The sequence below is a fragment of the Mitsuaria sp. BK041 genome, from assembly GCF_014193085.1.
GTDB lineage: Bacteria > Pseudomonadota > Gammaproteobacteria > Burkholderiales > Burkholderiaceae_C > Roseateles.
Map to the genome: position 1 here is coordinate 3035109 of NZ_JACHYT010000001.1, position 13877 is coordinate 3048985.

A 13877-nucleotide genomic window follows, 5' to 3' on the forward strand; every position below is an offset into this window, starting at 1 on the left:
TGCAATGACCACGCACTCCACCACGGTTCGTTCCACTTTCAACCACCTCAGCTTCCCCTCCCCCGACGCTCCCGCGACGGCCGCGTTCTTCGAGCATTTCCTCGGCTTCTCCGTGGCCGTCTTCGGCCACAGTCGCATCGTCAAGAAGGACCAGCTCGACATCGTCATCGAGGACGGCCGCGACCGCGATTGCACCTGGCCGCGCAACTTCCATGTCGGCGTCGAAGTGGCAACGCGCGCGGACCTCGAGCGCATCCATGCCGACATGCTCGCGGCGGGCATCCGCATGGAGACCGCGCTGATCACGCACGTGCGCGGCTCGCGTTTCTTCTGCTGGATGCCGGGGGGCGTGATGCTCGAGGTCAATACCCGCGAGGACGCGGCAGTGGAGTTCCGTGGGACGTTCGCGAGTCAGCGGGGTTGACGGGCCGGTGAGCGGGGCCGGCTGACGCCGGCCTGGCCGCAACAGGCGGTGTGCGCGTTCTTCGACGCGTGCGACCGCCTGCGGAAGTTGCGAAAGATGTACTGATCAAGAGGCTCGCGCTCAGGCGTAGTCGCGTGTGCCTCCGCACTGGGCAGGTTCGCAGCGATGATGCGCTCCAACTGTTCGTCGGGCTTGCCGTAGCGCAAGGCCAGGATCTGCCAGAACACGAGCTGAGTGATGAAGCGATACGAGCTGTGTACGACAGCGAGCACGCCATAGTCGTACGGCACATAGATCTCGGCATTGCCGGAATTCGCCACATCGCCAGAATCGATGAACACCACGTTCGGCGTCGCCGGCGAGATCGGTTGCTGTGGACCGCGATAGCCCAGGACGTACCAATCGCCCGCATACTCATCGGCCTCCAGCACCTCATCGTTCCAGGTCCAGAACACCCAGACCTTGCCGTTGGCCATCTGGTAAATCGCCTTGCCTTGATTCTCGACCGAGCTTCCCTTCGTGAAGATGGCATGGTCCACGTCAGGCGCCAGCATCAACACCCAATCCACTGCGCCCGCGTAGTTGGGCACCTTTCCGCTGGCGAGCGTCTTGCTCATGAGGTAGTTGCCCATCGAGTGCGTGATGATCGCCGTCATGAGTTGCGGAGCGCTCTTTCCGTACTTCGCATTGAGCTGCTTCCTGACCATCGTGATCGCCTCGATCATCGCCGCCATGAGATTGGCGGATTGCTCGGCGTACTGCCGCGCCGAAGACGGCAAGTCGCAGTTCGACGGCCAACTCGCAGCGACGATCAAACTCTGACCGAGTCCCGTCGCGTTGAGCCGCGAGCCGTAATACGCATGTGCGATTCGTGCGTCCGTCGCCGAGGTGTCGAAGCCATGCACGTAGAACGCCAGCACCACGGGATGCTGCTGATCCGTGCAGACCCGATGGAGATCCTCGGCAAGCTGGGCGATCCATGTCGTCTTGTCGAGGGTCTGCTGATCAAGAAGTTCGTTGTACCCCTGCAATGGAAAGTTCATGTTGCTCAGGTAGACCACGGGCCCCGGCGGGGAGCAATCCGCTCCGTTGACGCGGTTCGACAACATGTAGGTATGGATGGGAAAGCTCATGATCACCTGCTGAGGTTTTGATGGCCCTGCTCAATGGGGGTGAGGCCACAGCGTCCGTCGCCTCGTCTCGTGACCTCGCGTTCGAACGCCCGCAAAGCCGCTGGATTCACGCTGAGGTGAGCGGAAGACAGTTTCGGCGGAGCGCACCATCACCACATCATCAAGATTGGTCAGATAGGGCAGGCTCCAGCGATTCAGGCGTCGTGCGCGGCCCAAGTGAGGTCACCAGCCCGCGTGCCATTCAGGTAGAAGGCGGGAGCGCGAGCGCCCGAAGCCCTCAGGTCCCGCAGGGAGGCTCAAGCCGTTCCATAGAGCCGGTCTTGCGTTGAGTCGAGATGAACTTCTTCGTCGATCTCCGAAGCTGGTTGCTCGTTCTGGCACAGTTCCGACGCATGGGAGACTGCGGCCAGGGCCGTACCCAGCATCGCGAACGCAGCCGTGGAGTAGACGCCGAAATTCCAACTGCCGGCGCTACTCACGCTGTTGCTGATGGCGCCGATGGCCTTGATGCCACCAGCTGCGACCATGGTGGCGGTGTACTTGTTGTAGTTGTAGAAGGTGTTGCACGCTTCCGCGGTGGCCCATATCAAGTTGGGCAGAACCCCCACGACGCTTGCCGCGCCGTCATACCCCGTGGCCTGCAACGCGCCTTGGCTGAGCTGTGTTGCGGCCGCCGCGGCATTCGCCGCAGCCTGGATCTTTTCGACCCCGTCTTTTGATGTCCAGTACTGATACCCCGCAGAACCCAGCAGCGCGGTGCCGGCCACGATGTTCACAACGGGCTGCGCTTCCTTGGGCAGGTAATTTGGAACGACCGCCAGGAAGTTGAAGGCCTCACCGATCATCCCCGCCAGCTTCTCGCCCATGATGCCGGTGCGGCCGCCGCCTTGCGCCTCCTCCTCCCCATCCTGCAATTGCACGACGGCTCGTCGCGTCACCAAGGCTGGGGACCGATGTTCCGCGGCTTCGGTTGCCGGGCTCATGCGCCAATCCGTGCTGGCCCAGTTCGCCATCGTGCGGCGCTGCGCCTGCATGCGCGGCGAGCAGTGGATGTGGTCGGCCAGCAGTTGCCGGGCGGCCCTCGGCACCGAGGCTTGGTCCGCAGGCAGCGCCGCGGGCTTACGGAGCCAGGGGGCGTCGAGGCGGGCGCTGCGATTTGTTGTCATGATGGATCCAGGTTGGCGCCGAGCTTCAAGTTCCGGCAAGTACAGCCTAAAGGGCCGCGCTGTGATGCTCCATCAGCACATGACAGACAAAGGCCTGCTGTCATGCTGAGATGTGACTTCAGGAAATCGACGTGCAAAGAGCCTTCTGGCTCGCCGATTCATGTGTTCCGGTGGCTGACGAAGGTTGCGGGTACTGTGTCCGTTCGGAGGGAGTAACGCCCCACCTTGCCAGCCAACAGCATGTCGATCCAGCTTCCCGTCGTTCGTCGATGGGATACGGCGTCCTCAAGCCGTTGCGCCGGCCAATCAACCCACCAGGAGAGACGACATGTCCTACATCGATGGTTTCGTGATCGCGGTCCCCACCGCCAACAAGCAGAAGTTCATCGAGCACGCACGCCATTTCGACAAGATGTTCATCGAGTTGGGCGCCATCCGTGTGGTCGAGGGTTGGGGTGACGATGTTCCAGACGGAAAAGTCACCGATTTCCGCCGCGCAGTGCAGGCGACTGCCGAGGAGACGGTGGCCTTTTCGTGGGTGGAATGGCCCGACAAGGCCACGCGCGATGCCGGCATGAAGAAAATGATGGAAGACCCTCGCATGGATCCGGCTACACCCGGCAACCCGCCCATTCCTTTCGATGGCAAGCGCATGATCTTCGGGGGCTTTGAACCGGTGGTCGAAGTGGGGGCTTGAGCGGCGCGGGCCACGGAGTTCTTCTCGACACTGCGAAGCGTTGATTCACCCGAGCCTGGCTCTGCGCATGCGTTGGTCTTGGGTTGTCCTGGCCGCGGGCGACAAGGACGCCGACGTCGACAGCATCACCAAGGTCATCAATCTCCACACCGAGAGCTATGGACAACGGCACCCCCATTTCAAGACCGCTTACAAGGCTTTCGAATGACGGTCATGGCCTCGCCCAACGCCGCGGTGGATGGCGCGACGGAGCACGCGGCTACCTTTTGGCGGCGCTGCTGAGCATTGCGGCCGGCACGTCAGCTTGCGCTTCCGGGGCGGTGAAGGCTCCGAGGACTTCCGGCGGCGCGTCTGGAGGCACATCCGGCTCGACCGCTTCAGCCGCAGGGAGCGCCCAGTCCAGCGGCACGCTGTGCCAGGCCGACGAGGTGGTCGCCTTCTCCTGCCCGACAGCGACCAAGATCGTCTCGCTGTGTGCCAAGCCCGAAGCCGGCCCGGCCTCGAAGCAACTGGCCTACCGCTACGGCACGGCGAAGAAGGTGGAACTGGAATACGTCGCCACGGCCGACAACGGCAAGCGTTTTGGCGCCACCGTCTCGCCAGCGGCACCGGGCGCGTCGGTGCATCAACTCTGGTTCAACCGCGGCGACATTCGCTACCTGCTCACCGAGTGCGTCGGTGGCAGTTGTCCCCACGGCGCCGGCGTGGCAGTGCTCAATCCGGAGAAAGTGCTGATGAGCGCGCGCTGCGTGGCCGGCGATACGCCGAGCCAAGCCTTCTTCTCCCGCTCACTGATCGAGTTCGGCAACGGCGCGGACGACACGCGCTCGCGCACCGAGCTGATCAAGACCGAGGACTCGGACAACAGCCTGGACCAGATCTACAAGACGGAGCGCCAAACTCGGTGAGCGTTAGACGCGGATGGAGGCATTCAGGACGACGAACGGCCTCGTCGTCTGCGATCCCCGCTCGATCCGAATTGCTGGTTAATCGACGATGGACTTGTCGGGCCAACAGAGGTGGAGGCGTTCTCTCGCGTGTTGCTTGATGACTTGAAGGGGCTCACTTCCGGCATGTGACCCAAGCGGTGCGACTGTGCGTCGCTAATGTCCACTTCCGCGGAGCTGCCACTCGGCGGCTGACTGCTGCTTTAGGCTGATCTCGGTCGCTCGCGGTATGGTCCTGAGCGACTGCTCTAGCCAAGAGCCGTCGTCGCAGTTGACGCACCCCGCGCGGTCGTCAACCCGAAGCGCGCGTACCCCGAGGCCCATCTGCCGCTGCCCAAGGCCCCGCGCCGGCCGCAGTCCGGCCGCAGGCACGAAGATTAGGTGGCGATGAACGCGAGCGACGCGAGGTGGCGCTCAGACGGCTTCGAGATCAAGTGCGGCTCGAGCGGGGCCGTGACTGCAGTCCACCTTTGCCCAGCGATGAGCAACGCATGCGGCGAGCGTTTGTTCGGCAAGTTCGGGTGACGCCGCCAAGCCTACGGTCGCGCTTAAGAGTTGAACGCTATGACCCGCTCGGATAGCTCACGTCTCAGGGGGATCGGTCATGCCGAAGCGATCAAGCGTGCTAAGCAAATCGCGGAGGTCGGATGGCATGGACGTCTTAGTGAATTGATTGGCGATCTGTGAGTCGGTGATCGTTACGCCGACCAGATCTTGCAACTTTGAGTTCAGCCTGGCCAAGACCTCTTTGCCTGGCACCAAAGTCTCTGGACCGCCAGCTTCGTTCCAGCGTTGCTCGAACTCCTTCGACAGGGCGGCATTGACAGTCGCGGAGTCCAAATGGCTGGCCGTCCGCTTCTTGAAGTCCTGGAAGCGCGCGAGTCGCTGAGCAAAGACGTCGTGCCGAAAATGCCCCATCGCCTCCGCCAGCATCGGCTGAACATCAGGCGCTTTTGCTTGGGCCGTTCCCCCCCGACGAGCCTTTTCTCTCAGGCGGCTTTCCAGTGCGGCTTGGAGGCACGATGGAACCAGTAGGTAGTTCTCGATCTCCTTGCGGCCGTGAATGTGGACCTTGAATCCGTTCTTCTCCAGTTCAGCCTTCACGTCAGCTATCTCGGCATCGCTACGGTAGTCACGATCCAGGACCACAGCTCTGAGGACCTTTGACCCCACGGTCTTTTCGATGCCGGCCGCTAGGTCAACGGCTCGACGGGGATTGAACCCTTCTGTCTGCACGACAGCGAAATCAGATCGATTCGCCAACCGTTGCAGTCCCTGGCTCCTGGCGAAGACGGAAAGCAGTTGGAAGTCCAACCCTTCGACAAACACGACGCGCTTGGTCTTCGCGAGCTGGGTGAGAGTGGGGTTGAGGTTGGAGCCGAGAGCTGTAAACACGCGCTTGAGCTGCGAGACGTCTTTGACCCGGCTCGCCATGTTCTTGCGCTTATTGATGTTCAGAAGGCTTGTCGGCTCGCACTCCGCAATGATCTCCGTGGAGTGGGTGGCAATGAGGATGTCAGGGCCAAGTTCTCGCAGCAGCGCCACAAGCTGACGTTGAAGATCCGAGTGGAGATAGATGTCTGGCTCGTCGATCACGAGCAGGCTCGCACTCGACGCCTTGACAATGAAGGTGAGCATTTGGCACCAGACCTGGAAGCCGTATCCTGACCAGCAAATCTCTCGGTGATACCTCTCCTCAGGGCAGTACATGTTGAGCTGGCGCCCATCACTGATCTCGGGCCTCAAGATGTCCATCCCCGGCCAGCTGCGCTGCACCAGTTCTCGGAACCTGTCGAAGTCCTCGGGATAGTGGTACCAAATGTTCCTGAAATTGCGTGAAGCGCCGTTGGTCATCAACGCAAGGCGGGCGGCCTCCCTGGCGAACAGTGGCTCGCGCTGATCGACCGGTCCGAGGATGGGAACAAAGGCGACATCGAGATCAAACTTCGACCGAAAGTCCTTTGGCGACCTCACGTCACCAGTCTTGGGCTCCGCCACCATGATGCAAGACCCACGCTCGGGAAAGTGGAGCTTGAGCGAGCTGTCGTTCGACAGCTTGAAAACCACCGAGGCCGGGCGACTCTCGTCGTAGTTGTGGAAGATGTTCTCCGAAGCAACAGGCAGCTCTTCGATGTTGAGCCTGTAGCCCAGCGTCAGCAGACCGTCGACTTCAAGGCGCTCCGGACTCTTTGCTTTTGCCTTCCTCAGTCCCTCATGAAGGATCCGGAATGCGCTCACGATTGTCGACTTGCCAGAGTTGTTGGGCCCGACCAGTACGTTGAACTCCTGCAAGTGAATTGCGAAGGAGCTAAACGCCTTGTAGTGGCTGAACCTCACAGATGTGATGTGCAGGCTAGCCATTGGCGTGATCCGTTCCTAAGGTATTGATACTTGTACCCATGCTCGCTTCCCGGCGCTGCACTCATGGGCTGCAGCCGGACCGGGCCTCCCTTCGTCTGTTAGCTGTTCTCGTGGCCTCTTTGGGCGATGAAGGACGATCTTTTGCTGATGCGCAGACCATTGCTATAGGGGCACACCCGAGCGAGACATCGATGTGACGCCTAGCGCAACGGTTAGGCTATGGGTGCTGAAGAACTGAGCGCAACGCGAGCCGATTGCATCGAGTTCAACGAAGCGGTGACGAAGCCGGCAGTGTTGACCTTGCCGATCGGACACAGGACAAAATTGGCGCACATTGAGAATTCAACAAGCGGAGGGGCGCTATGCAACTGGCGTCGTTGAGCATTCGGAATTTCCGTGGCATTCGGGAAGCGGAGCTCGCGCTAAATGAGCACAACGTATTCATCGGCGCGAACAATAGTGGCAAGACAACGATCATCGAAGCACTTGCGCTGCTGTTTGGCCGCGAACGGATGGTGCGCGGTCTGACCGAGCACGACTTCTACGGCGGCGACCCGGGGCCAACGGATCGCATCAAACTGACGGCGACTATCGTCGGGTTCAAAGGCAACGACGCGTCCAAACACACCGACTGGTTCGGGCCCGATCGAGCGGTGCCAAAGTGGGTTCACGAAGACTCTGGCGAGATCCTTCCTGAGCCCAACAGCATCAAGTCCGCGCTGGCCTGCCAGGTTGGATTTGCCGCACGCTTCGACCGCGCTTCGCTCGAAGTCGATTCGGTACGCTACTTCGTTGATGACACCGATGTAGACGTGTTTGAGGACGATGCATATCAGTCGGTACCGGCGCGCCTGCTGCGCGAACTGGGCTTTTTTCTTGTCCCGGCGAGCCGGACCTGGGATCGGGTCATCTCATTCGGCAGCGAGCTGTTTCGACGCGTCGTCACGAGTGGCGACGGCTTGCCAGCACAAGCCATCCTGGCAGAACGCGACAGGCTTCGCCAGCCGGCCAACCCAGTCGAGGCCGACGACAAGCTGGTGCCCATTGTCGAGGCGCTCAACACGGAACTGCAGGGCTTCTTCCCTCAGGCGCCCAACCTCCGGCTCCGGCTGACCAGCACGGACAGCGATGGGGTCATGGAGGCCCTCGTCCCTCACTTCGCATTCGGTGACGAGGGTCCGAGCATCCCCGCGCGGCGGCATGGCACCGGGTTGGTGTCCATGCAGAGCATGCTGCTGCTGTTCCATTTCGGCCGAAGACGCTCGGAGGCTGGCCAGAGCTTCTGGATGGCCTTGGAGGAGCCGGAGCTTCACATCCCGCCGCCGCTGCAGCGGCGCGTCGTTCAGCGCCTGCAGTCGCTGTCGGTCCAGACGTTCATCACCTCCCATTCGCCAACCGTCGCCGGCATCTCTGATCCCAAGGCGCTGCACGTCCTCAGGAATAGCGCCGGAAAGCTCACAGCCACGCCGCTGAGCTCCGCTTCATCGTTGGCAACGGACGCGAACCCAGTGCGGCGGCTATTCGAGATCCACCGCCAGGAAACCATTGCGGCGCTGATGCACGACTGCCTGCTGATCCCGGAAGGCTCGATCGATGTAGAGCTGCTGAGCCTGATGGCAACCGCCGTCGATTCCGGCCAAACCTGGGAAGCAGGATCCGACTCGAAGTTCCTGACTCACGTCGGGATCGTCAGGACTACCGATGCTCAGGTAGTTCCGACGTTCAAGCGGTTGCATCCGCTACACCCTCAAATCTCCTGCCTGGTGGATGGCGACGACGCGGGTGACGGCTATATCACCGCCCTCGCGGTCCTGCCATCGAAGCCGGCTAGAGCATTGCGATGGCCGGACGGCTGGGCAGTCGAGGATGCAATCGGCTGGATCGTTGATGGCGATCCAACTCTTGCAAGCGCCATTGAGGGTATCGTTCCCGCTGCCGCGAATACAGCAGAGTTGGTGACGCGGCTAAAGTCAAAGGACAGAGCCGCGGGCGGCCTGAAGCAGGACCGGCCTGTCTATGAAAGCGTTGCACAGGCTATCAGAGGTTCCGAGCCCGCCCGTCTCAGGGGTCTGATCCTGCTGAACGCGATGGCCTCTGAATGTCTTGGAGTCGACAGTGACAAGTTCACCAAGCACTCCGTAGTCAACGGCATGCGCGTCCGGGTCTTCACGCCATGACGGTCTGGGCCGTGAATGGCGCGGCTGGCTTTGGCAAGACTTACCGGCTTCTACAGCGAACTGATGAAGACCTGAAAGCCTGTCCCTTGGGGGAGGGCCAGCAGGTCCTGGCGCTCACTTTCATGCACGGTGCACGGCAGCGCCTAGAGCAGAAGCTGCGCGCCATGCCAGAGCTGCGCGGCAAATACCAATGCCTGACGGTCGATGGCTTCGCGCGCTCGCTCCGCTGGCGCTGGCGCTCCCTGGCCCAGTCCATCTCGCAAGCCAGCACGGACGCGGTGTCGTTCGACGAGCAATGTTCCCTTGCCGCAGAATTGATCCGGCGGCCCGTGGTGGGCAACTGGTTGGCTATGGGCTATTCCTGCATACTGCTGGACGAAGGCCAAGATCTCGACTCCCATAGGTTGCGGCTCATCGAAGCCCTGGCGCTGTGGACCCGCGTCCTGATCGCATACGACGAATTTCAGTGTCTCAAGGTGGAGTTGCGACCAAGCCCCGTGTCTGTGTGGCTACCGACCGTATGCAAACCAGAGGAGCTCTCCAAGCCTCAGCGCTGCAGCGTCCCGGCGCTGCTAGATGCTTCATCCGCGTTGCGATCAGGTCTTGCGCCGGTTGCCGGCCAGGGATTCAAAATTGCAGCGTGCGCGAGCGCCGCACAGGCCGCAGCCCTGCTCGCCTCCACCATCCACTTCGCGAGAATCAAGACGCCGAAATGCAGCGTCGCCGTCATCACGCCGGCACGCAAGGGCGGGTATGCGGACGAGGTCGTCGAGATGGTGACGACCAAGGCTTGCGGGTCGAAAAAGCTCGGCCCCTTCAAGCTGAGATGGGAGATGGCCGAGTCTCCACTTTTGGAGGCCGTCGAGCAGATGACGTTCGATGGAGAAATGCCGTGCGGTGAGGTCGCGCACAAGATCCTTGCCGAAGCCGACGATGGCACGGCGCGTGATGCGCTGATCCGTTGGACCCTCCGGCAGCGCGACGTGGCTGGTCGCGTCGGCATCAACTTCCAAGAGCTCATCGGCCAAGCGCGCAGGGTCATTGCGGTCACGCGCGCGCGGGCAAACCGGACCGATAGCGGCAAACGTGCTCTCACCGTGCACCAGGCCAAGAATCGTGAGTTCGACGTCGTCATCGTGATCTGGCCCTACACGGTTGCCCAAGACGACGAAGGGAAGCGCCGCCTTCTCTACAACGCCATCACCCGCGCCAAGCTGCAGTGCACGGTGATCGTGCAAGGCGCCGCCAGCACAAGCAAACCCCCCTTCAAATAGCGGCATCTGGTCGAGTCTTCAGGAGACTGCATGAACAACTATGGCGAGGCCTGGGCGTATTGGTATCTGAGGCTCAACGGCTTCTTTCCACTCGGAAATTTCGTGGTGCACAGAGACTCCGTCGTCAGGCATCGCGCTGATGTCGACCTGTTGGGCGTTCGCCCGCCTCACGTCTTTGAAGAGGTGGGGGGGCAACCGGATGACTGGGACCCCGCGCTGAGGCACTGGTTTGACCCGTCGCAGACGCTTGCGTGGATATGCGAAGTCAAGACGGGCAGGTTCGACGAAGAGAAGCTGTTCCTGCCCGACATCGTCTGCCGCGCCGTAAGGCGATTGGGCTTGGTGCGATTGGAGGAAGCCGACACTGTTGTCGACACCCTACGCGATGCCGCCACTGCGACCTTGGGAGCCGTGACTTTCGCGAAGGTTCTCTTCTCTGCTGAGCCGCGGAATGACGGTCCTTACCTGAACATCCCTGAGGGACACATCGACAAGTTTGTCGAAGGCCGCATTCGCCGGTATCCCTACGAAAAGTACAAGTCCCGTATGTTCTTTCCGTCGGACCTGTTCCAAGACGCCATTCGGCGGGTCTACCGTCAAGTGGATGGCCGCGGCTAGCCAGTTGGTCGCCTGGCCGGCCGAGTCTGCCAATGACAGCTATGTGCCCAAACAATGGACCCGACTCTCAGTCGCGGATGACGGCAACCGCTGCACAGCCGACATCGCCCTCAAGGTGGAGGGCAGCCATTTCCATCCAAGGCATTCAGCTGAACTAGAAGCACGCTGCAGTTTGATCACCCGCTCGTTTCACTCCGTCATTCCGTCTTTCGAGCCCCTACACCCCCGCCAACACAAACCTCGACTTCCCCGACTGCTTCGCCTGATACATCGCCGCGTCGGCCTGTTCCAGCAGTGCGTCGCAATCGGCGGGCTCCTCCGCCGGCGACGACGGCGCCGACGCGCCGCCGATGCTCGCCGACACCGATACCCGCAGCCCACCAAGCTCAAAGGGCTCCGACAACGCCTGCACCAGCTTGGCCGCAACCTTGGCCGCACCCCGCTGTCCGGGGTGCACCAGCGCGACCGCGAATTCATCGCCCCCCAACCGCGCCACCAAGTCCCCTGCCCTCACCGCCGCGCGCAAGCGCTGCGCGGCCTCCTTCAACAGCAGGTCGCCGACCCCATGTCCGTGCGTGTCGTTGACCTCCTTGAAGCCGTCCAGATCGACATAGAGCACCGCCACGCTGGTCCCGTTGCGGCGCGCGAGCGCCAGCTGCTGCTGCACCATCTGCCGGAACAGCGAGCGATTCGCCAGCCCCGTCAGCGCGTCGTGATTCGCCTCGTGCTGCGCCGCGTCCAGCAGTCGCGCCGCGTGCGTCAACGCGCGCCCCACCCGATCGACTTCCACCACGCCCAGTGGCGGCACCTCCACCGCCGCGCCCGTGCCCAAGGCCAGCGCCGGCTGCGTCAAGGCCTGGACCGCGCCGGCGATCCGGCCGCCGATCCGCCACGCCAGCAGCAGGCTGCCCGCGATCGTCAGCATGAAGCCGCCCACCAGCCACGCCAACGCCCGCGTCAATGGCAGCCGCAGGCTCGCGCTCGGCACGCTGATGCCCACCGCCCACCCCGACGATTCCGTCCGCACGAACGCCGTCTGCACCGCGACCCCATCGAGGCTGGTCGTGTCCATCAGCCCCTCCCACTGCCCACGCAGCTTGAGCAGCAGGTCCCGCGGCGCCTCGACGCCGAAGTAGCGCTCCGCGCCCCGCGTGCGCGCCACGACGCGACCCTCGCGGTCATACACCGTCGCGAGCCAGTCCGGGTCCATCTGCTGCAACGCCAGCAGGTCTCTCAAGCGGTCCGGCGCGAGCCGCGCGCGCAGCGCCGTCGCGCCTTGAAGCAGCGCCACCTTGTCCGCCGGCAAGGGCACCGAGACCTCGATCAACTGCTCTGGCGAAGGCTCTCCTGAAAGCGGCGCCTTCGCCTCGGTGGGCGCCGACACCGGCCTCGGCGCCACCGCGGGCGACGACGCGCCGGACGCGCCCGCGACCACCGTCGAGCCATGCCGGGGCTGGCGGATGTCCATCACCAGGTTGCCGGCGGAATCCTCCAGCCGCAGCCCGGAGGCGTGCAGCAGCGGCATCGCCTCCCGCGCCTCGAGCGAGAACGCCGCGAGCCCGTCGCCCGGCGGCAGCTGCGAGGCCGCCAGGACGCGCAGGCCCGATTCGACCCCGCTCAGGTCCCGGTCCACCGCGGCCGCGATGGCGCGCGCGGTGTTCAGGCGGTCGCCGGCCTTCACGTCCCGCACGCGCTGGAAGTCCAGCAGCACCAGCGCCAGCGTCATCACGGCCACCGGCATGACGGCGGCGATGACCAGGAACACCAACCGCGACCGGATGGTCGGCGGCGTCGCCTCATAAACGGAGCTGAGCAGCGTGGTCAGCAGGAACAGCGTCGCCAGCCCCGCGATCACGAAACCCAGCCAGGCGCCGCCCATGCCATCGGCCAGCGCGCCGCAGACGCCGCCCTCCGGGAAATTGGCCGCCGCCATGCCGGTGTAATGCATGCCCACGATCGCCGCGCCCATGACGACGGCGCTCGCCGACTTCTTCCAGGGCCCGGTGACGATGGTCTCGTGCCGCAGCCGGAAACAGATCAGCAGCGCCGCCGTCGAGGCCGCCACCGCCAGCACCACGGACAGCGCGAACAGCGCCGGGTCGTAGCGGATGCCGGGCTGCATCCGCATCGCCTCCATGCCGAGGTAATGCATGCAGGCGATGCCCAGCCCCATCAGCGTGCCGGCGATCAGCAGCCGCCGCCGTCCCAGGCTGGGCCGCGCGATCGTGTGCAGCGCCAGCGCCGAAGACAAGGCCGCCACCGCGAGCGACGCCAGCGTGACCGGCACGTCATAAGCCAGCGCGATGGGCAGCGAGAACGCCAGCATGCCCACGAAGTGCATGGCCCAGATGCCGGTGCCCATCGCCAGCGCGCCGCAGGCGAGCCACAGCGCCATGCGCACCGGCGACCCGGCGGCCGCGACCACCCGCGTCGCCATGTCCAGCGCGACGAACGAGGCGATCACCGCCGTCACGATGGACAGCGCCACCAGCTGCGGGTCGTAGACGCCCGTCACGGTGTCAGGGCACCGGAAGCCCGGGACGCCCGTGGAATCGATGCATGACTGGTCCTCCCCCCTGGCATGCCGCCCGTCGCCGGGCCCTCGAAGGTTGATCGGGGCCCAGGCCGGCGTCACGCCGCGCGCGTCGCCTTTTTCGGCTTCGCCGCCGTGTCGTTCAGCGCAGCGGCGGCCTTGAACAGCGCCTTGAGCGCCTGCTCGTCCACCGGGTCGCCCTGGCGGATGTCGATGGCGCGGCGCACGTTGCCATCGAGGCTGGAATTGAAGAGCCGGGTCGGATCGGCCAGCTTCGCGCCCTTCGCGAAGGTCATCTTCACGACCTCCTTGTAGGTCTCGCCGGTGCAGATCTGGCCGTTGCGTTCCCAGACCGGCGTGCCCCGCCACTTCCAGGTCTCCTCGACGCCGGGCACCGCCTCCTTCATCAGCCGGCGCAGCCGCGCCAGCATCTCGCCGCGCCAGTCGCCGAGCTCGGCGATGCGGGCATCGATCATCGCGGCGGCATCGACGGCGCCAGCCGCTTCGGTCGTCGGGCTCGGGGTCGTGGTGGGCATGTCGTCCTCCG

11 protein-coding genes are annotated in these 13877 nt (G+C 63.6%); 6 read left to right on the plus strand and 5 right to left on the minus strand.

Annotated features, from left to right (window positions below; genetic code table 11):
- Positions 1-4 precede the first annotated feature (4 nt).
- Complete coding sequence (locus tag FHT38_RS12820; protein ID WP_091733330.1) at positions 5-424, plus strand: VOC family protein; 420 nt, start codon at positions 5-7, stop codon at positions 422-424.
- Here FHT38_RS12820 and FHT38_RS12825 read toward each other — a convergent pair.
- Both FHT38_RS12825 and FHT38_RS12830 read right to left on the minus strand, forming a co-directional pair.
- Positions 412-1557, minus strand: coding sequence for an alpha/beta hydrolase (locus tag FHT38_RS12825; protein ID WP_183492002.1), 1146 nt, complete (start codon positions 1555-1557; stop codon positions 412-414). The genes FHT38_RS12820 and FHT38_RS12825 overlap by 13 nt on opposite strands.
- Positions 1558-1853: 296 nt before the next feature.
- Positions 1854-2723, minus strand: a complete 870-nt coding sequence (locus FHT38_RS12830) for a hypothetical protein (protein WP_183492003.1) — start codon at positions 2721-2723, stop codon at positions 1854-1856.
- A 328-nt stretch (positions 2724-3051) separates the two neighbouring features.
- Here FHT38_RS12830 and FHT38_RS12835 point away from each other — a divergent pair, with 328 nt between their 5' ends.
- Together FHT38_RS12835 and FHT38_RS12840 are read left to right on the plus strand one after the other, a co-directional pair.
- The gene (locus tag FHT38_RS12835; RefSeq protein ID WP_183492004.1) at positions 3052-3420 is read left to right on the plus strand and encodes a DUF1428 domain-containing protein; all 369 of its coding nucleotides are present in this window, start codon (positions 3052-3054) and stop codon (positions 3418-3420) included.
- 158 nt (positions 3421-3578) lie between these two features.
- Entirely contained in the window at positions 3579-4328 is a 750-nt protein-coding gene (locus FHT38_RS12840) for a hypothetical protein (RefSeq protein WP_183492005.1), read from the plus strand.
- Positions 4329-4949: 621 nt separating this feature from the next.
- Here FHT38_RS12840 and FHT38_RS12845 read toward each other — a convergent pair.
- The gene (locus FHT38_RS12845; protein WP_183492006.1) at positions 4950-6728 is read right to left on the minus strand and encodes an ATP-dependent endonuclease; all 1779 of its coding nucleotides are present in this window, start codon (positions 6726-6728) and stop codon (positions 4950-4952) included.
- 362 nt (positions 6729-7090) lie between these two features.
- Between FHT38_RS12845 and FHT38_RS12850 the strand changes: the two genes are divergently transcribed.
- From FHT38_RS12850 to FHT38_RS12860, 3 genes are read left to right on the plus strand one after another with little or no spacing between them, the layout of a single operon-like run.
- Entirely contained in the window at positions 7091-8905 is a 1815-nt protein-coding gene (locus FHT38_RS12850; protein WP_183492007.1) for an ATP-dependent endonuclease, read from the plus strand.
- Complete coding sequence (locus FHT38_RS12855; RefSeq protein WP_183492008.1) at positions 8902-10179, plus strand: ATP-dependent helicase; 1278 nt, start codon at positions 8902-8904, stop codon at positions 10177-10179. Before FHT38_RS12850 ends, FHT38_RS12855 begins: the two co-directional genes overlap by 4 nt.
- 30 nt (positions 10180-10209) lie before the next feature.
- Entirely contained in the window at positions 10210-10797 is a 588-nt protein-coding gene (locus tag FHT38_RS12860; RefSeq protein ID WP_183492009.1) for a hypothetical protein, read from the plus strand.
- Positions 10798-11014: 217 nt separating this feature from the next.
- Here FHT38_RS12860 and FHT38_RS12865 read toward each other — a convergent pair whose 3' ends face one another.
- Both FHT38_RS12865 and FHT38_RS12870 read right to left on the minus strand, forming a co-directional pair.
- Positions 11015-13432: a diguanylate cyclase domain-containing protein gene (locus tag FHT38_RS12865; RefSeq protein WP_404935708.1), complete on the minus strand. Its 2418-nt coding sequence runs from the start codon at positions 13430-13432 to the stop codon at positions 11015-11017.
- A complete protein-coding gene (locus FHT38_RS12870; protein WP_183492011.1) occupies positions 13429-13866 on the minus strand; it encodes a DUF1801 domain-containing protein in 438 nt (145 codons plus the stop codon). The genes FHT38_RS12865 and FHT38_RS12870 overlap by 4 nt, the downstream gene beginning before the upstream one ends.
- Positions 13867-13877: the final 11 nt, after the last annotated feature.